This is a genomic window from Actinomadura sp. GTD37, from assembly GCF_041951365.1.
Lineage (GTDB): Bacteria > Actinomycetota > Actinomycetes > Streptosporangiales > Streptosporangiaceae > Spirillospora.
The window spans coordinates 21,649-45,359 of sequence record NZ_JBGNUS010000007.1; the positions used below are offsets into that span (position 1 = coordinate 21,649).

Annotated in this window: 18 protein-coding genes; 8 read left to right on the forward strand and 10 right to left on the reverse strand. The window is 73.3% G+C overall.

Annotation, left to right across the window (positions count from 1 at the left end):
• Window positions 1-35: 35 nt before the first annotated feature.
• Together nudC and ACA511_RS30475 are read right to left on the reverse strand one after the other, a co-directional pair.
• Window positions 36-944: an NAD(+) diphosphatase gene (gene nudC / locus ACA511_RS30470; RefSeq protein WP_375028109.1), complete on the reverse strand. Its 909-nt coding sequence runs from the start codon at window positions 942-944 to the stop codon at window positions 36-38.
• A gap of 21 nt (window positions 945-965) precedes the next feature.
• Window positions 966-2,351, reverse strand: coding sequence for a dipeptidase (locus ACA511_RS30475; RefSeq protein ID WP_375028110.1), 1,386 nt, complete (start codon window positions 2,349-2,351; stop codon window positions 966-968).
• 185 nt (window positions 2,352-2,536) lie between these two features.
• On the opposite strand from ACA511_RS30475, the gene ACA511_RS30480 reads away from it, so the two are divergent.
• Window positions 2,537-2,812 (forward strand): DUF4031 domain-containing protein, encoded by a 276-nt coding sequence (locus ACA511_RS30480; RefSeq protein ID WP_375028111.1) that lies wholly within the window; start codon window positions 2,537-2,539, stop codon window positions 2,810-2,812.
• 34 nt (window positions 2,813-2,846) lie between these two features.
• On the opposite strand, the gene ACA511_RS30485 is transcribed toward ACA511_RS30480, so the two are convergent.
• On the reverse strand, window positions 2,847-3,455 hold the full coding sequence (locus tag ACA511_RS30485) for an HD domain-containing protein (protein WP_375028112.1): 609 nt from the start codon (window positions 3,453-3,455) through the stop codon (window positions 2,847-2,849).
• A gap of 120 nt (window positions 3,456-3,575) precedes the next feature.
• Here ACA511_RS30485 and ACA511_RS30490 point away from each other — a divergent pair, with 120 nt between their 5' ends.
• The 5 genes from ACA511_RS30490 to ACA511_RS30510 all read left to right on the forward strand — a co-directional run bounded on the left by ACA511_RS30490 (window position 3,576) and on the right by ACA511_RS30510 (window position 9,692).
• Window positions 3,576-4,769 (forward strand): siderophore biosynthesis protein, encoded by a 1,194-nt coding sequence (locus tag ACA511_RS30490; protein ID WP_375028113.1) that lies wholly within the window; start codon window positions 3,576-3,578, stop codon window positions 4,767-4,769.
• On the forward strand, window positions 4,766-6,352 hold the full coding sequence (locus ACA511_RS30495) for an IucA/IucC family protein (RefSeq protein WP_375028114.1): 1,587 nt from the start codon (window positions 4,766-4,768) through the stop codon (window positions 6,350-6,352). Before ACA511_RS30490 ends, ACA511_RS30495 begins: the two co-directional genes overlap by 4 nt.
• Window positions 6,343-7,962, forward strand: coding sequence for an IucA/IucC family protein (locus ACA511_RS30500; RefSeq protein ID WP_375028115.1), 1,620 nt, complete (start codon window positions 6,343-6,345; stop codon window positions 7,960-7,962). Before ACA511_RS30495 ends, ACA511_RS30500 begins: the two co-directional genes overlap by 10 nt.
• The gene (locus ACA511_RS30505; protein ID WP_375028116.1) at window positions 7,959-9,050 is read left to right on the forward strand and encodes an alanine racemase; all 1,092 of its coding nucleotides are present in this window, start codon (window positions 7,959-7,961) and stop codon (window positions 9,048-9,050) included. The genes ACA511_RS30500 and ACA511_RS30505 overlap by 4 nt, the downstream gene beginning before the upstream one ends.
• A gap of 66 nt (window positions 9,051-9,116) precedes the next feature.
• Window positions 9,117-9,692, forward strand: a complete 576-nt coding sequence (locus ACA511_RS30510; RefSeq protein ID WP_375028117.1) for a dihydrofolate reductase family protein — start codon at window positions 9,117-9,119, stop codon at window positions 9,690-9,692.
• Here the strand turns inward: ACA511_RS30510 and ACA511_RS30515 are convergent, their stop codons facing one another.
• A complete protein-coding gene (locus ACA511_RS30515; RefSeq protein ID WP_375028118.1) occupies window positions 9,693-10,337 on the reverse strand; it encodes a hypothetical protein in 645 nt (214 codons plus the stop codon). It lies immediately after the preceding gene.
• Window positions 10,338-10,531: 194 nt separating this feature from the next.
• Here ACA511_RS30515 and ACA511_RS30520 point away from each other — a divergent pair, with 194 nt between their 5' ends.
• Window positions 10,532-12,049, forward strand: a complete 1,518-nt coding sequence (locus tag ACA511_RS30520; protein ID WP_375028119.1) for an AMP-binding protein — start codon at window positions 10,532-10,534, stop codon at window positions 12,047-12,049.
• Between the two features lie 74 nt (window positions 12,050-12,123).
• Here the strand turns inward: ACA511_RS30520 and ACA511_RS30525 are convergent, their stop codons facing one another.
• The 5 genes from ACA511_RS30525 to ACA511_RS30545 all read right to left on the reverse strand — a co-directional run bounded on the left by ACA511_RS30525 (window position 12,124) and on the right by ACA511_RS30545 (window position 20,531).
• The gene (locus tag ACA511_RS30525) at window positions 12,124-12,429 is read right to left on the reverse strand and encodes a hypothetical protein (protein WP_375028120.1); all 306 of its coding nucleotides are present in this window, start codon (window positions 12,427-12,429) and stop codon (window positions 12,124-12,126) included.
• 54 nt (window positions 12,430-12,483) lie between these two features.
• The gene (locus tag ACA511_RS30530; RefSeq protein ID WP_375028121.1) at window positions 12,484-13,263 is read right to left on the reverse strand and encodes a class I SAM-dependent methyltransferase; all 780 of its coding nucleotides are present in this window, start codon (window positions 13,261-13,263) and stop codon (window positions 12,484-12,486) included.
• A gap of 129 nt (window positions 13,264-13,392) precedes the next feature.
• Window positions 13,393-16,788 (reverse strand): ATP-dependent helicase, encoded by a 3,396-nt coding sequence (locus tag ACA511_RS30535; protein WP_375028122.1) that lies wholly within the window; start codon window positions 16,786-16,788, stop codon window positions 13,393-13,395.
• A gap of 30 nt (window positions 16,789-16,818) precedes the next feature.
• Window positions 16,819-19,992 (reverse strand): ATP-dependent helicase, encoded by a 3,174-nt coding sequence (locus ACA511_RS30540; protein ID WP_375028123.1) that lies wholly within the window; start codon window positions 19,990-19,992, stop codon window positions 16,819-16,821.
• Window positions 19,993-20,087: 95 nt separating this feature from the next.
• Complete coding sequence (locus ACA511_RS30545) at window positions 20,088-20,531, reverse strand: heme-binding protein (RefSeq protein WP_375028124.1); 444 nt, start codon at window positions 20,529-20,531, stop codon at window positions 20,088-20,090.
• A 220-nt stretch (window positions 20,532-20,751) separates the two neighbouring features.
• Between ACA511_RS30545 and ACA511_RS30550 the strand changes: the two genes are divergently transcribed.
• Window positions 20,752-22,497 carry a PucR family transcriptional regulator gene (locus tag ACA511_RS30550; protein ID WP_375028125.1) on the forward strand — a complete coding sequence of 582 codons (1,746 nt, stop codon included), beginning with the start codon at window positions 20,752-20,754 and terminating at the stop codon, window positions 22,495-22,497.
• 209 nt (window positions 22,498-22,706) lie between these two features.
• Here ACA511_RS30550 and ACA511_RS30555 read toward each other — a convergent pair whose 3' ends face one another.
• Window positions 22,707-23,006: a hypothetical protein gene (locus ACA511_RS30555; protein ID WP_375028126.1), complete on the reverse strand. Its 300-nt coding sequence runs from the start codon at window positions 23,004-23,006 to the stop codon at window positions 22,707-22,709.
• Window positions 23,007-23,711: the final 705 nt, after the last annotated feature.

A 23,711-nucleotide genomic window follows, 5' to 3' on the forward strand; every position in this document is an offset into this window, starting at 1 on the left:
GGGGTCGGCGGGCCTTCGCTCGTTCCAGTGCGCCGTCAGAAGGGCGGCATCTTGGGGAGCTCTCCGCCGTACCAGCGCATGATGAGCTGGGCGGCGATCGACAGCGGGCCCGGCGCGACGATCTCGCCCGCGTCGATGGCGGCGCGCAGCTCGTCGCGGCTGTACCAGGCCGCGTCCAGGATCTCCTCCGGGTCGGGGTTCAGCGGGACGTCGCCGTCCGCCCGCGCGGTGAAGCCCAGCATGAGGCTCTGCGGCAGCGGCCACGGCTGGCTGCCGAGGTAGCGGACGTCCCGGACGGGCACCCCGACCTCCTCCTTCACCTCCCGCGCGACGGCCTGTTCGAGCGACTCGCCCGGCTCCACGAACCCGGCGAGGATCGAGCGGCGGTCGGCGGGCCACTGCGGGCCGCGGGCGAGCAGGACGCGGTCGGCGCCGTCCGTCACCAGCATGATCACGGCGGGGTCGACGCGCGGGAAGTGCTGCGAGCCGTCCTGCGGGCACACGCGCACGTGCCCGGCGGACGCGACCCGGGTCTCGGCGCCGCAGCGCGGGCAGTACCGGTTCGTGTCGTGCCAGTGCTCCAGCGCGACGGCGTGCGTGAGCAGGCCGGAGTCGCGGTCGCCGAGGAGGGCGCCGACGCGGCGGAGCCCGGCCTGCTCGGTCCCCTCGACGGCGGGCGGCGGGCCGGGCACGCCGAAGTAGACGGTGCCGTCGTCGTCCGCGCCGAGGAGCCAGCGCTCGCCGTCCGGCGCCTGGTCCGGCGGGACGAGGACGAGCGCGGGGCTCGGCTCGTAGGTCACCGGGGACCGCCCGTCCTGGATGACGAGGACGCGCGTCCGCGGATCGTTCCAGGCGGCGTCGAGCCAGGCGTCGTCCTTGCGGTTCAGCGCGACCCGGTCGAGCGTTCCCCGCGCGAGGGCCAGCCACTCGAGGCTTTCCGTCACAGATGCTCCTCTCCGGGTGTGTCAGCGCAGCGCGGTGGCGAGTTCTTCCCACAGGTACGCGGCTGCCTCCGCGCCCTTGAGCAGCAGCGGGATCTCGACCTTCTCGTTCGGGGCGTGGATGCGGTCGCCGTTCAGCCCGACCGCGACGAAGACCAGCGGCGCGTCCAGGATGTCGGCGAGGTCGGCCTCGGGCCCGCTGCCGCCCTCCCGGGTGAGCAGCACCTCGGCGCCGAACGCCCGCTCCATCGCGCGCCGCGCGGCGGCGACGCCGGGCGAGCCGATCGGCGAGAAGCACGGCCGGACGCCGCCGGCCGGGGCGCGGACCTCGGCGTCCACGCCGGGCGGGGCGTGCTCGGCGACCCACGCCTTGAACGACTCCTGGACCTTGCCGGGGTCCTGGCCGGCGACGAGCCGGAACGAGATCTTGGCGTGCGCGTCGCGCGGCACGATCGTCTTGCCGCCCGGCCCGGTGTGCCCGCCCCACATGCCGTTGATCTCGGCGGTCGGGCGCGCCCAGACGCGCTCGAGGGTCGTGAAGCCCTTCTCGCCGTGCGCGGCGCGGCTCTCGCCGGCGGCGCGGAGCCACGCGTCCTCGTCGAACGGGAGGCGGGCGAACAGCTCGCGCTCCTCGCCGGTCAGCGGGACGACGTCGTCGTAGAAGCCGGGGAGGGTGACGCGGCCGTCGGCGTCGTGCAGGGCGGCGAGCAGCACGGCCATCGCCTGCAGCGGGTTGGGGACGGCGCCGCCGAACGACCCGGAGTGCAGGTCGGTGGACGGGCCGCGCAGCGTGACCTCGGCCTCGGCGAGCCCCCGCATCCCGGTGCACATGGACGGGACGTCCGCCGCCCACATCGTGGTGTCGCTGATCACGACGGCGTCGCAGGCGAGGCGGTCGCGGTGGGCGTGGAGCAGGTCGGCGAAGTGCACCGACCCCGACTCCTCCTCGCCCTCCACCAGCAGCTTGACGGTCACGGGCGGAGCCTGCCGCCCGGACGCGGCGAGCAGCGCGCGGATGCCCAGGGTGTGGAAGAAGACCTGCCCCTTGTCGTCGGACGCGCCGCGGCCGATGAGCCGGTCGCCCCGCTCGACGGGCTCGAACGGCGCGGTCTCCCACTCCTCCAGCGGCTCGACCGGCTGGACGTCGTGGTGGCCGTAGACGACGACGGCGGGCGCGTCCGGGTCCTCGGCGGGCCATTCGGCGAAGACGGCGGGCAGCCCGCCGGTCTCCCAGATCTCGACGGTCGGGAAGCCCTGCCCGCGCAGGTGGGCGGCGAGCCAGTCGGCCGACTCGCGCACGTCGGCGACGTGCGCCGGGTCCCCGGAGATGGACGGGATCGCCAGCCACTCCTTGAGGTCGGCGACGAACCGGTCCCGCTCGGCCTGGATGTACGCGACTACGTCGTTCACCCGCATGCCCCTTCGCATGTGTGTTTGTCGTACCGTTGCACCGGCTCCACGAGCCTTCACCACCAGCCTCCACCACCAGCCCGCACCACGAGCCCTCCACCACGGGCCCTCACCACCGGCCCTCACCACGGGCCGTCACCGCCGCGAGCTTACATCGGCGTCAACGCAGTGTTAGGGGAAGCAGCTTGATCCTCATCGATCCGCCGCTGTGGCCCGCGCGCGGGCGTGTCTGGTCGCACATGGTGAGCGACGTCTCGTACGAGGAGCTGCACGCGTTCGCCGCGGAACTCGGGATGCCGCCCAGGGCCTTCGAGCGCGACCACTACGACGTCCCGTCCGAGCTCTACGAGGCGGCCGTGTCCCAGGGGGCCCGTGCGGTCGGCTGCCAGGAGCTGCTGCTGCGGCTGACCAAGGCGGGCCTGCGTCGCCGCAAGGAGTACCGCCCCCGCGTCTCGGGCTGACGAAGACGGGTTGAGCAGGATCGGCCGGGCAGCGCTACGCGCCGAGCAGCATCAGCTCTGTCCGGATGTTGGTGCGCGCGTGCTCCTCGAAGCGTTCGCGTGCGGCGGGGGTGTGGAAGAGCTTGGGGAGGGCCAGTAGGCCGTTGAGCACTTCGGCCCGTCCGGCGCGGAAGAACTCGTCGGGGACGAACGCGTACTCCTCGCGGACGGCGGCGGCGTAGGCGGCGTACGCGTCGGGTTCCGCGCCGAGGATGGCGAGGTCGGCGTCGCACAGCACTTGGCCGTTGCGGTCGTCGTCGTCCGGTGCGTGCGTGGTGGTCAGCTCCACCAGCCGGACGACCTCCCGGACGCGGGCGGGCGCGAGGTCGGTGTCGGCCAGCATGCGGTCGGCGAGCTTGGCGCTGCGCTCCTCGTTGTCGGCCCGCTCAGGGTCGTAGACGGCGTCGTGGAACCAGGCCGCGAGCCGGACGGCGGCGGGGTCGGCGGCGTGGCCGGCCAGCTCGTCCACGAGGTCGAGGACGGCGGCCAGATGGTCGCGGGTGTGGTAGCGGCGGTGCGGCTCGCCGTAGCGCTCGTCCAGCTCCACCCCGATATGCCGGGTGTGCGGCCCTGCCAGCGCGACCCACCGGTCGACAAGATCCATGGCCCCATCCTGGCGGACCGCCGGGCGGGCCGGGACACGCGGTGCCGCCGTTGTTGCGCGCGCGGTGCGGGCTCGCCACTATGGTGATCACTAAGAGTTAGGCAAGGCTTACCTCACTGCTTGCCGCACTCACCAGCCGACCTGGAAAGGCCGATCGTGGCCGCCTCCGTCCTCCTGGTCGCCGGGAAGGCGACCGACTCGGTGACGCACGGGTTCCTGCCCGCCGCCGCGCGCCTCGGACTCGACGTGACGCTGCTCACCGACCGCCCCGCCGTCCACCGGACGGGCGGGCGCGCGTTCGGCGGGCGGGTCGTCGAGTGCGACGTCTCCGACTTCCGGGACATCATCGCGCGCGCCGGCGGCGAGCGGCCCGCCGCCGTCCTCTCCAACAGCGACTTTCTCCAGGCGCCCGCCGCGCTGGCCGCCGCCTACTTCGGCCTTCCGGCCAAGGACTGGCGGGCGGCGACCCGCGCGAAGAACAAGGCGCTCATGCGCCGCCACCTCGCGGACGTCGACCCGGTCTTCTCCGCGGACGCGCGGCTGGTCCCGGCGGACGCGCCGTACCCGCTCGTCCTCAAGCCGCGCGAGGGCGTCGCCAGTGAGGACGTGTTCCTCGTCCAGGACGCCCTGGAGCTCGCCGCCCGGGTCGACGAGATCGCCGCCAGGCGGGACGATCCGCTCGTGGCCGAGGAGTACTTGCCGGGGCGCCTCCACACGCTGGAGACGCTCGGCGACGGGCGGGGGCTACGGGTGCTGGGCTCGTTCCGCACGACCCTCTCGCCGCCGCCCTTCTTCGTGGAGGAGCGCCTTGAGTGGACGAAGCCGCCGCCGGAGACGCCGCAGGTTCTGCGGCAGTTGGAGGCGCTGGGGGTCGGGTTCGGTGCGTGCCACACCGAGTTCGTCGTCCACGAGGGGCGCGCCCGCATCATCGAGGTCAACTACCGGTTGATCGGCGACCACTGCGACTTCCTCCTGGCCGACCTGCTGGGCGTTCCGCTCTTCGAGCAGATCTGGCGGGTGCATCTGGGCGAACCGCTGCCCGGCCTGCCGGTGCCGCGTCCGCGGCACGCCATCGCCGAGCCGGTCATCGCCGACCGCTCGGGCACGCTCACGGCGGCGCCCGGCCCACTCCAGGTGGACGACGGCCCAGTGCGGCTCTCCTACCGTCCTCAGCGCGCGGTGGGGGACTCGGTCGCGGTCACCCGCACCAACCGCGACTACCTGGGCACGGTGCGCGCGATCGGCCCCGGACCGGACGAGGTCGACGCCGCTCTGGCGCGCTTCCGCGCGGCCCATGACTGGACGATCACGTGAGCGGCGAGAACCGTCTCGCCGCCCGCGTTCTGGACGCGCTGCTACGCGAGGACTACGGGGGCCTGCGGCGCTTCATCCGCGACAGGGCGTTAGACCTGCCGGGCCGTTCCGTGCGTCTGCTGCATGCGCGCCCGGTGTTCCTGTCCGAACTCGTCGTGGACCCTGGGCAGGACCTCAAGTTGAGCGACGTCTTCCAAGCCGTCCGCATGGTGGCCGACCCGCGCGACGACACGGCGGCCTTCGAACGCGAATGCCTGGACGCGCTGGCGGCCGGGAGACTCCAGGACGACGCGCGGCCGGCCGTGCTCCGGCGGCTGGCGCGCGTCCCGGACGAGCTGCGCACCGGCCCCGGGACGTTCTACGAGACGCTCGCGGCCTACAACGACCATCCGGTGCATCCGGCGGGGCGGGGCCGCGCCGGGCTCTCCATGGCCGATCTGAGCCGCTACGCGCCCGAGTTCACACCGTCGTTCCCCCTGCGGTGGGCCTCGGTCCGCGACCCGGTGCTCGCGGGGTCGCTGCCGGAGTGGTGGCCCGCGCCGTCCGATGTGGGCATGGATCCGGGGACGGCCGACGCGCTGTTCCCCGTCCATCCGCTGGCGGTGCGGCAGGTGCGCGGCCAGCCCGGCGCGGCGCCGGCTCCAGAACCGTTCCTGCGGGCGTCGCCGACGCTCTCCATGCGGACCGTGGCCCTGGGGGGCGGCGTCGCGCCGCTCGTCCACTTGAAGATGCCGCTGCCGACCAGCACCCTCGGCCTCCGCAACCGGCGCACCATCATGCCCGGCACCCTCCTGGACGGCGCACTGGTCGAACGCATCCTGCGCCGGGTGCTGCTGCGGGAACCCGGGCTCCCCGTCCTCCTCGCCGACGAGCAGACATACGGCCACGCCAACGACCCGCTCCTCGCCTACCTGGTACGGCGCTTCCCACCAGAGACGGCGCGCGCGCACATCGTCCCCGTGGCGGCGTTACTCGCGGAGGCCCCCGGCCAGGGCTGCGTCATCGAGCGCTGGGACGTCGAAGAGGTCTTCGACGGCTACCTGACGGCGCTGTTCGCATGGAACGTCACCCTGTTCCGATACGGGATCGCGCTAGAGGCGCATCAGCAGAACGTCGCCCTCGTCCTGGACGGGGCGTCCCCGCCCCGCCTCCTCATCAAGGACAACGACGGCGCGCTCATCGACCCGTCCCGGCTCGGGGAGCGCCTCGCACCCGCCCCCGGCACGGACCCGCGCGACCTCGTCGACCGCCGGATGACGACCGGCGACCCCGACGCGCTCGCCCGCGTGTTCGTCACCATCACGCTGCACCTGTGCGCCGCCGCGGTCGCCGCCGGCCTGGCCGAGCGCGGCCTGCTCCCCTGGCGCGCCGGGGTCGCGGCGATCCGCGAGCGGCTCGACGGCGCGCTCGGCCCGGAGGACGGGTTCCTGCGCTCCCGCACGCTCGACGCCGGCTCGCTGCCGGGCAAGGCCATGGTCACCGCCGGAACCCTCGTCGACAAGGCCAGGACCGGGGCGGCCGACATCAACAAGCACTACGGCCCGCCAGGGCCCAACTACCTACGGGACGCGACGTGCTGCTGACCGAACTCACCGAACTCGCCGGACCGGCCGTCACGGCGGGCGACACCACCGCGACCGCGCTGCTGAACTGCCTGATCCGGGAGGTCTGCGCGCCCGAGCAGCAGGTGTGGCCGGACGGCGGGCACCTCGTCGCCCGCCTGCCCCGCGCGGGCGTCGTGCTGCGGACGGGCCTGACCCGTCCCCCGGTCGGCCCCACCTTCCGCCTTGCGCCGCCGTACGAGGAGCGACGCGAGGACGAGTGGATCCCCGCCTCCTGGGAGAGGCTCGCGAACCTGGTCGCGGGCGAACTGGAGCTGGCGACCGGCCGACCCAATCCCGAGTTCCTCACCCAGGTGGACGCAAGCCACACGGCCCTGACCGCCATCATCGCCGACAGGGGCGCCCCCTCGGGCGACCGGTACATCGCCTCAGAGCAGGCTCTCGTGGCGGGCCATCGTTTCCACCCTTCTCCGAAGTCCCGCCAGGGGGCGCCCGGCGAATGGCTCCGGTACGCGCCCGAGACCAGGGCCCGTTTCCGTCCGCACTGGCTGGCCGTACCAGAGGACGTCATCGCCGAGGAAGGGGACCCGGACGCGTTCACGGACCTGTCGTCCCACGCGCCCCCAGTGCCGCCCGGCCGGAAGGTGCTCCCCGTCCACCCATGGCAGTTCTCCCTGCTGGCGGACAACCCCGTCCTGCAGAAAGCCCTGGCGCGGGGGCTGCTGCTCGACCTCGGCCCGTCCGACGCCGAGGCCGTGCCCACCTCCTCCGTCCGGACCGCCTACCTCCCGGACGCGGACGTGTTCTGCAAGTTCAGCCTGGACGTGCGCATCACCAACTGCGTGCGCAAGAACGCCTGGTACGAGCTGACCGGTGCGATCGCCCTCAACGAGTTGCTGCCGCCCGTCTTCGAGAAGCTGAACTCGACCCTGCTCGCAGAGCCCGCCTACCGCACTGTCACGCTCCCCGACCGCCGCCTCCACGAGGGCCTTGGCGTGATCCTGCGCCAAGGGGTCGGATCCCTTCCCGGCACACCGCTGCTGGCGGGCGCCCTGACAGACCCGTACAACACGTTCCTCGCGGACCTGCCCGCCCTCTCAACCCCGGAGAGCGCCGAAACATGGTGGGACGCCTATGTCGCCCAAGTGGCCCCGCCCGTACTGAGCGTCTACCTGGACCACGGCGTCGTCCTCGAACCCCACCTGCAGAACGTCCTCGTCTGCGTCGACTCGACGGGCATGCCCGTCCACGCGGCGTTCCGCGACCTCGAAGGCACCAAACTGACCGCCGGGCGCTGGGATCTGGCGCACCTGCCGTCCCGCGTGGCCGACAACCTCACCTACGCGCCCGACCGGGGCTGGAACCGGGTCGTCTACTGCCTCCTGGTCAACCACCTCACCGAGATCGCCGCCGCGGTGGCGGACCTGCACCCGCACCTGGAACAAGCCCTCTGGCAGAACACCAGGAAGCATTTCGCCGCCCACGACCGCCATCCCCAGGTGAGGGCCCTGCTCGCCGGAGTTCCCCTTCCGGCCAAGGCGAACCTGCGCACCCGCTGGTCCCGCGCGGCGGACCGGGGCGCCACCTACGTCCCGGCCCCGAATCCGCTCGCCGCACCCCGTCCGCTGTGAAGGAACTCGCCCTGAGCCTCGGCGCGTACCCGGCCTACGTCTACGACCTGCCGGGTCTGGCCGACCACATCGAGGCCATCCGCGCGGCGCTGGGCACCACGGAACTGTTCTACGCCGCCAAGGCCAACCCGGACGCAGAAATACTCCGCACCCTGGCACCCCACGTGGACGGAATCGAGGTGTCCTCTGGCGGGGAACTGAGGCACGTCCGCGAAACTCTGCCGGACAAACCCCTCGCTTTCGGAGGACCCGGCAAGACACCGGAAGAACTACGCCTGGCCCGAAGGACCGCCGGCCGAATCCACGTAGAGAGCCCTGCCGAATTGAGCCGCCTGGCCGCGCTGGGCCCGGCCGACGTCCTCCTTCGCGCGAATCTGCCGCTGGACACCCCGAACGCCGCCCTCGCCATGAGCGGGCCCTTCGGCATGGACGAGGACGCCCTCAACGAATGCGCCCGCCTCCTGGAGGACAACCCGCACCTCACCCTGCGCGGCGTCCACGCCCACCTGGCCTCCGGCCTGGACGCCCCCACCATGCTCCACCTGGCCCACCGAATAGCGGAATGGTCCCTGCCCTGGTTGAAGGCACACGGAATGGACGACCCCGAACTGAACGTCGGCGGCGGCATGGCCGTCGACTACACGTCCCCGGAAACGCGCTTCGACTGGCGGAGTTACGGCACGGGCCTGAGCCGGATCCCCGCCAGAGTCCGCATCGAGCCCGGCCGGGCCATGACCGCGTACCACGGCTGGTACGTCACCGACGTCCTGGACGTGAAGACCACCCGAGGCGAGACCTACGCCATCCTCCGAGGCGGCACCCACCACCTGCGGACGCCGGTCGCGAAAGGCCACGACCAGCCCTTCGAGGTCCTCACCGCGACCGGTCCGGAAAGCCCGGCCACGCTGGTGGGCCAGTTGTGCACCCCGAAGGACGTCTTCGCACGCGACGTCCTCGTCCCGCCCCTGTCCCCCGGCGACGTGATCGCGTTCTCCATGGCGGGCGCCTACGCCTGGAACATCTCCCACCACGATTTCCTCATGCACCCGAAACCGACCTTCCACTACCTGCGGCGGCCGGCCCGATGAGTTCGCGCCGCCGCGGAGGTCCGCACAGGAGGCATCTCAAGTTCCGACGAGCCGGCGAGGAGAATCATGCGTGAACTGAGGGTCGACATGTTCAGCACCGTCGACGGGTTCGGTGGAGGCGGGCCCCGCCCGGCCGCGTACTGGGGCTACGACGGGCCCGGACTGTCCGGATGGATCGCCGCGCAGGCCGCCGAGGAGCACGTCATGCTCATGGGCGCGACGACGTATCGGCAGATGTCCGAGATCGTCGCGACCGGCGACGACCCGTCCTTCCCCCGCATGGCCGAACTTCCCAAGATCGTGTTCTCCAAGACGCTCAAGCCGCCGCTGACCTGGGCCAACACCACGATCATCGACGAGCCGGTCGAGACGGCCGTCCCGGCGCTGAAGGCCATGGCGGACGGCCTGCCCATGCGCACCATCGGCAGCGCCTCCCTGGTCCGCAGCCTGTTCCGGCACGGCCTCGTCGACCGGGTCCGCACCATGGTCTTCCCGATGATCCACGGCGAGGAGGGGGAGGCCCCGGTCTTCGCCGAGCTGCCCGCCCTCGAACTGGACCTGACCGGCACCACCGTGCTCGACGACCGCCTCGTCCTCCTCGACTACCGGGTCGGCGGGCCGATCGCACCGGCGCCCGAGTGACTACCTCGGAGCCCGCGGGGCGCCGTACCAGCGCCAGGAGGTGAGGCGGGGCCGGCCCGGAAGCTCCGTGCGGCCGGTCGCCCAGAGGAGCGTCGGCCAGGGGTCGGTGTCGCGCGGCGCGTCCGGGAACAAGCGCCCCAGTGCCCGCGAGCACAGGCCGGCCGGCGGATCCCACGGGAGGCCGAGACCGGCCGCCAGATCATGGGTGTGGACGAGCGTCTCGACGATCCCCATGGCGGCGAAGCCCTCGGCGTCCGCCGCGCCGAAGCCGTGATGGGCGCGGACGTCCGGAGCGACCGTGCGCACCATGGCGACGAGGAGCCCGCCGCACGCGTCGAGCACGCGCAGGAGCCCGTCCGGCCCGGCATCACGGTTCGCGTGGATCGCGTTCGCCGGGCCGGACGGACGCCGGCTCTCCCATACGAACGGCACGTCGCCGTCCATCGGCGGCGTCTTCGGGGCGAGCTGCGCGGCGTAGGCGAAGAGGTCGTCGCTCAGGTGCTCGACGGTTTCCCAGCAGTCCCATTCGAGGGACCCGGCCTTGGCGTCCCAGGCGTCCGGCGGCGCCTTCGCCAGGGCGGAGACCGCCAGCTGGACGGCCTCTCGCAGATCGTCGGCGGTCACGGTCTCGGCTGAGGGCGGCATGCCTCGACGCTAGTCCCAGGCGATGACCCGCACACGCCCGGGACGGCCGCACGACACCAAGAGCGGTCAATATCTAGGGGAAAGGCGGGTATGCCCGTTTGCGGCGGATCTGAGTCGTCGGAGGAGGGGCGTTGCTGGAGCGGGTGCGCGGTGCCGCGCTGTCGGGGGTGCGGGCCGTTCGGAACACGGGTGTCATGCGGCCGATACGCCCGGACCGGGCGGCGCGGCTGCTGCTCCCCTATCTCCGGTTCGGGCCCGTCCCGGCCACGATCGGCGCGATGTCGGCGCTGCGGTTCCCCAAGCGCACCGCGCTGATCGACGAGCGCGGGACGCTCACCTACGCGGAACTCGAACGGCACGCCGCCGCGCTGGCCACCGCCCTCCGCGGACGGCTCGGCGACGGACGCGTCGGCATCCTGTGCCGCAACCACCGGGGATTCGTCCAGACGGTCCTCGCGGCGTCCCGCCTGGGCAACGACGTCGTCCTGCTCAACACCGACTTCTCGGCCGCGCAGCTCGGCGAGGTCGCGGAGCGCGAAGGCGTCGGGTTGCTCGTCCACGACGAGGAGTTCGCCGCGGCGGTGGACGAGTCCGGCTTCACCGGACGGCGCCTGCTCGCCTGGGCGGAGCCGGGACCCGACACGATCGGCGCGCTCATCGGCGCGACCGAACCCCAACCGATCAGGCCGGACCGGACGAGCAACGTGATCGTGATGACGTCCGGCACGACCGGCACGCCGAAGGGCGCCCGGCACGACATGTCGCTCTCGGCGCTGCTGCCGGCCGCGCTCACCCACCTGGCGCGCGTCCCCGTCCGGCACGGCGCGCCGATCGTGATCGCGCCGCCGCTGTTCCACATCCTCGGCTTCGCCTACCTGGCGGTCGGCCTCGGGATGGGCATGCCGCTCGTCCTGTCGCGCCGGTTCGACGCGCGGGAGACCCTCCGGCTCATCGCGGACCACCGGGCCGACACGCTCGTCGCGGTGCCGATGATGCTCCAGCGCGTCCTGGACGTGGAGGACGCGCCGGAGACGCCGACGCTGCGCGTGGTCGTGTCCGGCGGCTCGGCGCTCCACCCCCACCTGTCGGACGCGTTCATGGACGCGTTCGGCGACGTCCTCGTCAACGTGTACGGGGCGACGGAGACGGGCTGGGCCACCATCGCCACGCCGGACGACCTGCGCGCCGCGCCCGGCACGGTCGGGAGGCCGTCGCTACGGCTGACCGTCAGGATCCTCGACGCGGACGGGCGGGAGGTCCCGGACGGCGAGACCGGCGAGGTCTACACCGGCGGCGGCCTGCGGTTCGCCGGCTACACCGGGGGCGGGGGCAGGCGGGTCGTGGACGGTCTCACGGGCACCGGCGACCTCGGCCATCTCGACGGGGCGGGGCGGCTGTTCATCGACGGCCGCGCCGACGACATGATCGTGTCCGGCGGGGAGAACGTGTTCCCGGGCGAGGTCGAGAACCTGCTCGGCGGCCATCCGGAGGTCGCCGAGGTCTCGGTGACCGGTGTGGACGACGACGCGTTCGGCCGGCGGCTCGCCGCCCACGTCGTGCGGACGCCCGGCTCGTCGATCACCGAGGACGACCTCAAGACCTATGTGAAGAAGCGGCTGGCCAGGTACAAGGTGCCGCGCGACGTCCGGTTCGTCCGGGAACTCCCCCGCACCAGCACGGGCAAGGTCAAGGCGAGGTCGCTGCCGGGCTGAGGGCGGCGTCCGGGGCCAAGGCCGCACGGTCCCGGACGCGCCCGGTCATGTCGCGCCGGTCGCGGCGCGCGGGGTCAGGCGGCGCCTCGCCGCTTGGCCGCCATGCAGATGCGGGCCAGGTCGTTGAGCGCGTCGGCGCGCCGCTCGTCCAGGGGCCGCCTGTCGCCCGGGTCCGCCTCGGCGAGGGTGTCGATGACCAGGGAGAACACCGGCCATTCGGCGGGGCCGATGGCGCCCTGGAAGTCGACGCCGTCGGCCAGGTCGTCCAGGTCGAGGTTGCGGGCGAAGGTGGCGAGGGCGGCCTCGGCCGCGACGACGCCGATGCGCATCGCCAGCGCCGCGGGCTCACGATCGAGGGACCGCACGGTGTTGGAACCCATGTTCGATAACCTAGAACATATGAGCGATCCGCGTCGAACGTTTGGTCGAAAACGTTATCCGGCGATCGCCTGCTGGAACAGGTACGAATGCGCGAAGTGCAGGACGCCGTCCACCATGCTCGGACGCATGCCGGTCGCCGGCCCGCCCGCCAGCTCGTCCTCCAGCTCGCGGCGGATCTGCGCGGCGGCGTCGTCCGGCGTCTGCGAGAACGCCAGCCAGGGGTCGAGCGGCCGGACGTAGTCGAACCGCTCGGCGCGCTTCACCTCCGCCCCCGCCGCCGCGACGAGGTCCGCGATCCCCGACTCGGTGAGCGCGGCGGCGTGCGACGGGTCGCGGAGGCGCTCGATGCGGTCCGGGTCGCCCTCCACGCCGTCCGGGCGGACCAGGTCGGCGATGATCAGCGCGGCGCCGGGGCGGCTGACCCGGACCATCTCCTTCACCACGGCCTCCGGGTCGGCGACCTGGTGCAGCGAGAACCGGGTGGCGACCAGCGTGAACGACCGGTCGACGTACGGCAGCGCGGTGGCGTCGCCGCGCGTGAAGGTGATGTTCGTGAGCCCCGCGTGGTCGGCGTCGCGCTTGCCCTCGGCGAGCATCGCGGGCGTGAGGTCCAGGGCGGTGACATGCCGGACGCGGTGCGCGATCGCGCGGGACACCAGTCCGGTGCCGGCCGCGACCTCCAGCACGACGTCCTCCAGGTCGAGCTCCGGGTCCATGAAGCGGACGAGCCGGTCCAGATGGCGGGTGAACGCGGCGTTCAGCTTCGGGTCGGCGAACCCCGCCGCCTGCTTGGAGAACTCCCGTACGACCTTCTCATCGTGGGTAACCGTCACGTCGCCTCCCTCGGATGGTTGCCCGGATCATCCCCGAAAGCACGCACGGTGAACAGGGGGAGTGAGACTCATCACGCCACCCCGGGACAAATCACACCACGGCAGGACGCATCGGGAGCCGTCCGCCGGTCACGCCGCGGGGACGCCGTCCAGCAGCGCGGCCAGCCCGGCCGCGTCCAGCAGGTCGGCCGGGCGGACGGTGACGTTGGCGCCGACGTAGTGGAACGCCGCGCTGACCTGCGCGACGTCCACCCCGGTCAGCTCGGCCCACGCCAGCCGGTACGCGGCGAGCTGCACCGAGACGAAGCGCGCCTCGTCCCCGGACGGGGGCGAGCCCGTCTTCCAGTCGACGACCTCGTAGCCGCCGCCCGGCGACCGGAAGACGGCGTCCATCCGGCCGCGGACCAGCCGGTCGCCGATGACGGTCTCGAACGGCACCTCGATGTCGAGCGGTTCGCGCTCCGCCCACTCCGACTCCTCGAACCGGGTCCGCAGCCGCTCCAGCTGCGAGTCGTCGGCGGCGCCCTCGTCGGCGGCGCCGGGCAGCTCGTCCGGATCCAGCAGGCGCTGCTGCCCCCAGCGGCTCTCCAGCCAGGCGTGGAACGCGGTGCCGCGCCGCGCGTAGGGGGCGGGCGGACGCGGCATGGGCCGGCGGATCTGCCGGGCCAGCGCCGCCGGGTCGCGCGCGAGCGACACCAGCGACGACACCGACAGGTGCGCGGGCAGCTCGACGAGCAGCCCGTTCCCGCCGCGCCCCCGGTCGCGCTCGGCGAGCAGCAGCTCGACGTCGCGCGCCCACGCGGTCATGCGGGCCCGGTCGGCGTCCGACAGCCCGGAGTCGCCCGCCCACCGCCGCGTCCGCCCGGCCATCTCGTCCTCGACCATGCGGGCCGCCTCGACGACCGCCGCGTACCGCTCGCGGGCGGTGAGGTCGGAATGGCCGCGCTCGCCGGGCGCGACGGGCCACTGCGCCTCCTCCGGGTCGGCGAGCAGCGGGTTGGCGGCGCCCTCCTCCGGCGGGTCGGTCCACACCGCGACGGACCCCGCGCCCGCGACGCACACCGCGCGCACCTCCTCCAGGAACGGCGACGGCCCGAGCGGGCGCCCCGACGCCCCCCACCAGTAGCCGGTCGTGATGAGCAGGCTGGACGCGCGGGTGACCGCGACGTAGGCGAGCCGCCGCTCCTCCCGCAGGTCGCGCTCGGAGCACGCCTGGTCGAAGGCGGCGAGGTCGTCCTTGTCCAGCCCGGTCAGCGGGGGCAGGTCGGCGCGGTCGCCGCGCAGCATGAACGGCAGGACGCGCGGGTTCGCCGTCCAGCGGGTGGCGTTCTGCGGCGGCGACGGGAAGATCGACCCCTTGGCGGGCCCGCCGTTCTTCTGCGGGACGTACGACAGGCCCGGCACGACGACCACGGGCCACTCCAGGCCCTTGGACGCGTGGACGGTGAGGAGCTTGACGCTGTCGGTCTCGCCGACGCGCCCGGCCTCCAGCCCGAACTCCTCGGACTCGGCGGCCTTGAGGTAGGCGAGGAGCGCGCCGAGCGTCGGGTCCTCGGCGTCGCCCGCGAAGGTGGCGGCGGCGTCGATGAAGGCGTCGAGGTCGGCGCGGGCGGTGACCGGGTCGAGCCCCGAGCGCGCGGCGACCTCGATGTCGAGGCCGAGCGCCCGTTCGACCTCGGTGACCAGGTCGGGCAGCGGCAGCCCGACCTGGCTCCGCAGGCCGCGCAGCTCGTCGCGGAGGCGCCGCAGCCGCCCGTACCCCTCGGGCGAGTACGCCTCGGGCGGGCCGAGGTCGTCGAGCGCGTCGACGAGGCTCCCGGTCTCCTGGTTCAGCTCGCCGACGAGCTGGCGGAGCGGATCGCCGTCCGCCGCGGACCCGTCCGGCGGCGGCTCCTCCCCCGCCGGTTCGGACGCCGCGGCCTCGGGCGCCGCCGGTTCGGGCGCCGGTTCGGGCGGGGTGATGTCGCGGGCGGACTCCTGCGCCAGGGCGCGGGCCCGCCGCCCGAGCGCGACGAGGTCGCGCGGCCCGAGGCGCCAGCGCGGGCCGGTGAGCAGCCGGGCGAGGGACGCGCCGGCCGTCGGGTCGTGCATGACCCGCAGCGTCGCGACGACGTCCTGCACCTCGGGGACGGTGAGGAGCCCGCCGAGCCCGACCACCTCGACCGGGATGCCGCGCGCCTCCAGGGCCCGCCTGATCAGCGGGAACTGCGACCGCTTCCGGGCGAGGACGGCGACGTCGGAGTACCGGAGCGGCTCCGCCTGCGGGCCGCCGTCGGGCGCCGTCTCAGGGTCGGCCGCCATGAGGCCCGCGACGCGCCCGGCGATGCGGTCGGCCTCGTCCTCGACGGTGGGGAAGAGGGCGCATTCGACGCGTCCGCGCCCCTCGCGCCCCGCGCCGGGGATGAGGCGCGGCACGGCCTTCGTATCGGCGCGCAGCTCGTCCTGCACCCGGGCCGCCGCCTCCAGGATCTGCTCCCCGTTGCGGAACGACCGGCTCAGCTGGACGACGGGGGCCGGCGTCGGCCGCCCCCCGTCCACCCCCGGCCGCAAGGGGAAGTCGTAGGCGAACCGCAGCAGGTTCCCCGCGCTCGCGCCCCGCCACCCGTAGATCGACTGGCACGGGTCGCCGACCGCCGTCACCGGGTGCCCGCCCGCGAACAGCGACCGCAGCAGGACGAGCTGCGCCTGGCTGGTGTCCTGGTACTCGTCCAGCAGGACGACGGAGAACCGGGACCGCTCGATCAGCCCGACCTCGGGGTGCCGGGCGGCGATCCGGGCGGCGAGCGCCATCTGGTCGCCGTGGTCGATGACCTCCCGGTCGGCCTTGGCCCGCCCGTACGCCTCGATCAGCGGCATGAGCTGCTCGCGGACGGCGTGCTTGGCGAGGATGTCGCGCTGCGCCTTCAGCGGCTTCTTCACCGCAGCGAACCGCTCGTCCAGCCAGGCGCCGACCTTGCGGACGTCCTCGGCGGTCCGCAGGTGCTCCGCCAGGTCGCCGGCCAGTTCCATGACGGCCTTGGTGACGGTGTCGGGCTGCCAGTCGATGCCGTCCATGGGGCCGTTGTAGGCGTCGACGACCCGCGAGCAGATCTGCCAGGCGACGGCGGGCGAGATCAGCCGCATGGTGGGTTCGAGCGCCTCGCGCAAGGCGTGGTCGCCGAAGAGCCGCGCCGCGTACGAGTGGTACGTCGACACCATCGGCTCGCCGTCGAACAGGGCCTCGCCGCCGAGCCGCTCCAGCTCGTCGCCCGGCAGGACCTCCCGCAGCTTGTCGAGCCGCTTGCGCACGCGCGCACCCAGCTCGGCGGCGGCCTTGCGGGTGAACGTCAGCCCGAGGACGCGTTCCGGCCGGACGAAGCCGTTCGCGACCAGCCACACCACCCGCGCGGCCATCGTCTCGCTCTTCCCGGACCCGGCGCCCGCGATCACCGCCATCGGCGCCATCGGCGCCTCGATCACCCGGGCCTGCTCCTCCGTCGGCTCCGGGATCTCCAGCAGCCGGGCCAGCTCTCCCGGCGTGATCACCCCACTCCCCCCGAGCAATCGATCAGCGTGTCAGTCCCCGACCTGGCCGCCCTCGTCATGGACGGGGCAGCAGGAGCGTACGGGACAGGTGCGACACTTGTCGTTCGCCCGCGCCTGGAAGACGTCGCTCGCCATCCCCGTCGCGACGATCTCGACGAGCTTCTTCGGCCATTCGGGGTCGGCGTCCTCGGCGGGCGGCGGCTGCTCCTGCTCGCGCGCCTTCGCGGTGAACGCGGCCTTGCCGACCTGGATGAGCTTCGCGCCGCCCGGCTCGATCAGCCCGTGCCGCTCGAACGCGCCGAGCATCACCGCGTACTGGTAGACGCCGAGTTGCGGGTGCCGCGCCAGGTCGTCCTTGGGGACGGCGGTGGAGGACGTCTTGATGTCGATGATGACGGCGCGGCCCTGCTCGTCGCGTTCGGCGCGGTCGATGCGGCCCTTGATGACGACGCGGCCGAGGTCGACCTTGAACGACTCCTCCAGCGCGACGACCTCGTTGGGGTTGTCGCGGTGCCAGCCGAGGAACTTGTCGACCATCCTGGCGGCCTGCTCGCGCTGCTTGTCGGAGTACCAGGAGCTGCGGAACTCCAGGTCGTTCCAGATCTCGTCGAGCCGTTCGGCGACGTGGACCTCGTCGATGCCGTCGTCGGCGCCCGCCATCTCGGCGACGGCGTGGATGACCTTGCCCATCGTGCTGTACTCGTTGGGGCCGCCCTCCTGCGCGCCGACCGCCGAGGCGAGCAGCCAGCGCAGCCCGCAGGTGGTGAACGCCTCCACCTGGGACGGCGAGATGGTGATCTGCTCGTCGTCGGCGAACGCGGGCCCGGGGTCGGACAGCGCGGTGATGGCGTACCAGTTCTGCGGTCTCGCGCCGCGCACGCCCGCGCGCGCGAGGCGGGCCAGGTGCCCGGCGGCGGCGCGCCTCAGCGGCTCCGGGCGGGACGGGTCCGCGACGACCGAGCGCAGGTCGGCCACCAGGGCCGACAGCGACAGCCACCGTGTCTTCTCGTCCAGTTGCGACTGCTCGATGGCGCCGGGAAGGAGCTCGTTCAGGAACCGCGACGGGCGGTCCTCGGTGTCGTCGCCGCCGACGGCCGTCACGACCAGGCGCTTGCGCGCGCGCGTGACCGCGACGTAGAAGAGGCGTCGTTCTTCGTCGAGCATCTTGGCGGCCATGGAGGCGCCCGCGGCGGCGTCGCCCTCCGGCTCGGCGCCGGCCGCGTGCTCGACCAGCTCCTCGACGCCCAGCAGCGACCCGCGCAGGCGGACGTCGGGCCAGACGCCCTCCTGGACGCCGGCGACCACCACGACGTCCCACTCCAGCCCCTTGGAGCGGTGCGCGGTGAGGATGCGGACCGCCTCGCCCTCCGGCGCCTGCTCGGCCAGCGTGTCACCGGCGATCTCCTGCGACGCGATGTTGTCGACGAACAGCTCCGGCCCCGCCTGGGGGAGCCGGTCGACGAACCGTGCCGCGTGGTCGAACAGCGCCACGACGGCGTCGAGGTCACGGTCGGCCGCCGCGCCGCGCGTCCCGCCCTTGACGCTCTGCTCCAGCAGGACGTCCGCCTGGCCGCTCTCCTGCCACACGGCCCACAGCACGTCCTCCGCCGTCCCGCCGTCATGGACGGACCGCCGCGCCACGTCGATCAGATGCGCGATCCGTTCGGCGGGCGCCCGCACCTTCTCGTGGACGAGTATCAGCTCGCGGGGGTCGTTGACCGCCGCGATCAGCAGATCCCCCAGCGGACGGTCCCCGCCCGACAACTCCTCCAGGTCGCGCAGCGCCCGCTTGAGCCGCCGCATGGCCAGCGCGTCGGCGCCGCCGAGCGGGCCGGTCAGGAGGTCCTCCGCGACGACCTCGTCCAGGAAGCCCTTCTTCAGCGCGGCGCGCAGCAGGACGAGGAACGGCCGGACGGCGGGTTCCGCGACCAGCGGCACCTCGTCGCCCGCGACGACCACCGGCACACCGGCTTGGGCGAGCGCGCGGCGGAGCACCGGAACCTGCCGTACGGCGCTGCGCACCAGGACGGCCATACGCGACCAGGGCACGCCGTCCAGGAGATGGGCGCGACGCAGTTCGTCGGCCACGAGCGCCGATTCCTGGCTCTCGGAGTCGGCGATGACGGCCCGCACTTCGCCGTCGTCCAGTTCCTCCACGGGATGCAGCGCGCGGTGCTCGGCGGCCACGGCCGACCCCGCGGGCAGCCTGCGCGCGATGCGGCGCGACGCCGCCAGGATCTCCGGCCCCATGCGGCGGCACGTCTGCAGCGCCACCACGGGCGCGGGCTCGCCGTCCAGTGTGAGGAAGCGACGGGGGAACTCCTGGATGCCCCTGACGTCGGCGCCACGGAAGCCGTAGATGGACTGGTCGGGGTCGCCCACCACGACGAGGTCGCGTCCCTCCCCGGCGAGGAGGTGCAGGAGGGCCTCTTGGGCGGGGTCGGTGTCCTGGTACTCGTCCACGAACACGACGTCGTAGGCGTCGCGCTCCCTGATCCGCACCTCCTCCTCCGCGAGCATGCCCGCCGCCACGTGGATGAGTTCGCCGTAGTCGTAGGTGGGGACGGGATCGAGCAGGAAGCGGTCGACGTAACGGTCCATGAACCCGCCGATGGCGGGCCAGTCGTCGCGCCCGCGCATGCGTCCCAGCGCGATCAGGTCTTCGGCGACGTACTGACGCTCAACGGCGCGCAAGGTGAAGTCACGCAGTTCTTCCGCGAACCCGCGCGTCGCCAGGGCGGCCCTCAGCCGCTCGGGCCAGTCGCGCGCCCCGTCCGCCAGCTCGCCCTCCAGCAGCCGGCGCACCTCCAGCAGCTGCTCGGGCCCGGACAGCAGGCGCGGGGCCGGCTCCTCGTTCAGCACGGCGTCGCGCCTGAGCAGCGTGTAGGCGTAGCTGTGGAAGGTGAGCGCGAGGGGCGTGCGCGTCGTCCGGTGCAGGCGGCCGGTGATGCGCTCCCGCAGCTCCCCGGCCGCCTTCCGGCTGAACGTCAGGACGAGAACGCGCTCCGGATCGACGCCCCGGTTCTCGATGCGGTCGACGACCGCCTCGACGATCGTCGTCGTCTTCCCCGTGCCCGGCCCCGCCAGCACCAGCATCGGCCCGCCGGCGTGCTCGACGACCCGCCGCTGCCGCTCGTCGAGCACGGGCGGAACGGCCCGCGCGGGACCGGCGCGGCGCACGAGACGGTAGGAACCAGAGGGCACAACAGTTCATTGGAACAGATCACCGGGACGGTTCTGACCACAACGCACGCATGTCGCCAGGGAGAAAACCCACACCGCGTCCTCGGGCGGTGCTGTCAGGCCGTGGCGACCTTCTGCCTGAAGGCGCGCAGCGCGGCGGCGCCTACCGCCTTGTCCTGTTCGCCGTTGCCCCCGCTGACACCGACGGCGCCGACGACCTCGCCTTCGTGGACGATAGGGAAGCCGCCCACGAAGATCGCGAACTTGCCGGGGTGCATCCGGTCGATGCCGAACGCCTCGTTGCCGGGCAGGGCGGGCCCGTTCGGCGGCTCGTTGAACTTGTGGGTGTCGCGCTGGTGGCCGGCGGCGGTGAAAGCCTTGGCGATGGCGATGTCCACACCGGTGAGCCGGGCGCCCGTCATCCGGTGCACGGCGATGGGATGGGCCCCGTCGTCGGCGATGCAGATCGTCTGCTTGACGCCGATCCGGCGCGCCTCCTCCTCGGCCGCGGTGAGGATGACGAGCGCGTCTTCGAGGGTGAGCCGGTGAACGGTGTGCACGTGGCCTCCAACCGGGCGACGCCCCGCATTTAAAAATGTGGGGTATTGCCGAATTCAGAACGATAAAGCAGGATGTGGCAGACGGTTTTCCCATTTCACGCCGTCCGCCGCGAACAGCTCCACTCCCGTCAGTCTCGGAGGACCACGCCCTTCGGGGCTATGTACACTCTGCCGAACGAACCGGACGGGATGTGGGCACATGGCACATCACCCTGCGATCGTGACGACCACCGACGAGCACGTGCCGATCGGCACCCTGCTGGCCGAGCCGCTGCTGCGCGGCACCCTCATCGCCGGACGCGACGGGCTGGGACGCGGCGTCGGCTGGTGCCTCCCGCTGTCGGAGACCCGCCGCTACACCGAGGGGCAGGACCCCGACCTCGCCGGGGTCGCCGTCCATCTGCCGGTGACCGCGCTCGCCGCGCCGGGCGAGGCGGCGGCCGTCGTCGCGGGCCTCGCCCGCCGGGACGCCGCCGCGCTGCTGGCGTGGCGGCCGCCCGGCGTCGAGTCCGACCTGGTCGCGGCGGCGCGGGCCGCCGACGCGGCCGGGATCGCGCTGCTCGCGCTGCCCGCCGAGGCCGACTACCGGGCGGTGAGCCGGCTCATCGGGCAGAAGGCCCTCGCCCAGTCCGCGCACATCCTGGAGTACGGGTCGCGCGTGCACCGGACGCTCGCGGAGGTCCTCGCACGCGGCCCCGGCGTGCCCGCGATGGCCCGCGCGGTCGTCGCGCTGTCGCACTGCAGCGTCCTCATCTGCGACGCGGACGGTGAGCGCCTGGCCTGGGAGGAGGCCCCCGACGCCCTGCCGCCCGACCCCGACGCGCTGCTGTTCGCCCTCCCGGACGAGCTCACCCGCCCCGGCGACCGTCCCGAGTCCGCGGCCGACGGCGCGCACGCGGCCGAGGTGCGGCTGCGGGTCGTCCAGGACGGCCCGCCCGTCCACGCGCTCGTCACGCCGGTGCTGGTGGGCGGGCAGGTGTTCGGGCGGATGGTGATGATCGAGCGGGCCTGCCCGCCGGATCCGCACGACCTGGCGCAGCACCGTGTCGTCGCCGAGCACGGCGCGACGCTGATTGGATCGGAGATGCTCCGGCAGCGCTCGGTGCGGGCGGCGGAGGAGCGGGCGCGCGGCGACTTCGTGGAGGCGCTCGTCCACGGCCGGTTCGCCGACTCCTACGAGCTGGGCGCGCGGGCCCGGCACCACGGCTTCGACGTGGCCGGCCACTTCGCCGTGCACGTGGTGGCGGCGGCGTCGCTGCGTCCGGTCGGCCGCGACTACCTGCGCCGGACGGTGGCCGCGACCCGGACGGCGCAGAACCTGGAGCCGGGCGGCCGCGCGCTGACCGCCGCGATCAGCTCCACGATCGTGGTGATCCAGCAGGTCGCGGCGGAGCAGGACCCGATCGGGCAGCGCGGGGAGGCCGCGCGGTTCGCCGAGCGGCTGCACCGGGCGCTGCTCCCCCGGCTGGGCGACGACCTGCGCGTCACGCACGGCCGTCCGGCGCGGGGCGCCGCCGGTGTCGCGGCCGGGTACCACGAGGCGCGGCTGACGATGGGCCTCGCCCGCGACGCCGCCGCCGACGCCGTCTGCGGCTACGACGACCTGCGCGTGTTCGCGGCGCTGAAGGACGTCGCCGACAGCGCGGAGGCCCGCGCGTTCGCCCGCGAGACCCTCGCCCCGCTGCGCCGCGCGAACGGCGGCGACCTGGAGCAGATCGTGCTCGCCTACATCAGGACGTCGGGGAACCTGAACGCGGCGGCCCGCGACCTCGGCCTGCACCGCAACACGATGCTCTACAAGCTGGACCGGGCGTCCCGCGCCCTGCGCATGGACATCAGGTCAGCGGACGCCCAGTTCACGTTCTGGCTGGCGCACCACATCGACACGCTGACGGCGGTCGCCGGCGCCCTCGCCGACGAGATGGCCCCGCCCGCAGCGGTCCCCACTAGGGCCACCCCCCGTTGACCGCAGGTGAATTGGTGCTCTGGCGGGGCGGTATCCGAGAGATCGGGTGCCGCCCCGTTGACGTGCGGGGATGTGGGCTGACCTGCGGTTTCGGGTGCTCTGCGTCCGACGCTAGCGTTGATCTTGTCTCACTAGTGCGCGCTGGTTGCCGCTGGTGCTCGCTGTTCACGGGCCACCTGCGGGCCATGGCCCGGAACGGTTGTCGCTGGCTACGGGCCGTCTAGGGCGCGGTCTATGGCCTTGTTGGCACGGGTCTCGCTGAGCTGGCGCTCTAGCGGGTTGGTGCCCCAATCGGTGACGGCGATAAGGACCGTGCCGCATTGGTCGGCGTCGCAGCGTGGATGCCGGGCGGCGGTGTCGAACGTGCGGACGGGGCGGTGCAACTGGCGTCCTGCTTGGCGTCCGGCGGCGCGTAGGCGGTCGCGCTCGTCGGGCGAGTGGTACACGGTGCGGGTTTGCCCGGATCGCCTTAGCTGCTCGGCGATGACGGCGGCCAAGTCTTCGCTCATCGGGTCGTCCCTCCTGGCGTTCGTCTCCAGGATGGCGCGGTGCGGGTGCGGGTGCCAAGTGATCGCGGTGGGGAGCGTGCCGGCGGCCGTCTCGCGCGCGGTGCGGTGGGTGCGCGGGGTGGTGGCGGCTGCCGGTCCAGCGGCACGGGCACGGGTGGGTGCCGGTGCGGCTCTTTCCGTGTGCTGGCGTGCGCTGTTGTGGGGAGCCGGGCGCGGGCTTGGGCGGGGCGGCGGGCTGCTAGCCTTCCGTGGCTCCGGGCGCCCTTGGGGGCTGCCCGATATCGGCCGGGGGCGGCCCGCCGGAGGGGTCCCCGCCCAAGCCCGTGCCCGGCGACCCTTCGCCTACCCCGGCCCTGTGGGGGTCTGCATGGGTGCCCGCCTTGCCCAGTCTGCGCGACGGTGGCTTAGCGTGCTGACCGTGCCGCGCACGCTCTTACGGGTAGAGCCCTACGCCGGAGGCGGGTCGTTGTAAGGGGTGGGGGTCGGGGTTGGTTGGGAACCGAGGTAGCCGGACCTTGCGCTGTGGCAGTGAACAGATCGAGGGTCTCGGACCACATGTTCGGGGCCTTCATCCATGTTGGCGGTGCTCGGTGGCGGGTCTGCGTGATGGCACCGTTGCCCCGTTGACGGCATAGGACACTCCCGTGCGGGTCGTCGTCGTTTGTGGGCAGGTTGGCGGTTTTCGGGTGTGGTCGGGGGTGGGGG

What these genes read in the sequence shown, in the direction of transcription:
- ACA511_RS30485 (WP_375028112.1), bottom strand. Translation starts at nt 3,455, where the DNA reads ATGGATCTTGTCGACCGGTGGGTCGCGCTGGCAGGGCCGCACACCCGG.
- ACA511_RS30555 (WP_375028126.1), bottom strand. Translation starts at nt 23,006, where the DNA reads ATGAGCGAAGACTTGGCCGCCGTCATCGCCGAGCAGCTAAGGCGATCC.
- ACA511_RS30510 (WP_375028117.1), top strand. Translation starts at nt 9,117, where the DNA reads ATGCGTGAACTGAGGGTCGACATGTTCAGCACCGTCGACGGGTTCGGT.
- ACA511_RS30515 (WP_375028118.1), bottom strand. Translation starts at nt 10,337, where the DNA reads ATGCCGCCCTCAGCCGAGACCGTGACCGCCGACGATCTGCGAGAGGCC.
- ACA511_RS30525 (WP_375028120.1), bottom strand. Translation starts at nt 12,429, where the DNA reads ATGGGTTCCAACACCGTGCGGTCCCTCGATCGTGAGCCCGCGGCGCTG.
- ACA511_RS30520 (WP_375028119.1), top strand. Translation starts at nt 10,532, where the DNA reads ATGCGGCCGATACGCCCGGACCGGGCGGCGCGGCTGCTGCTCCCCTAT.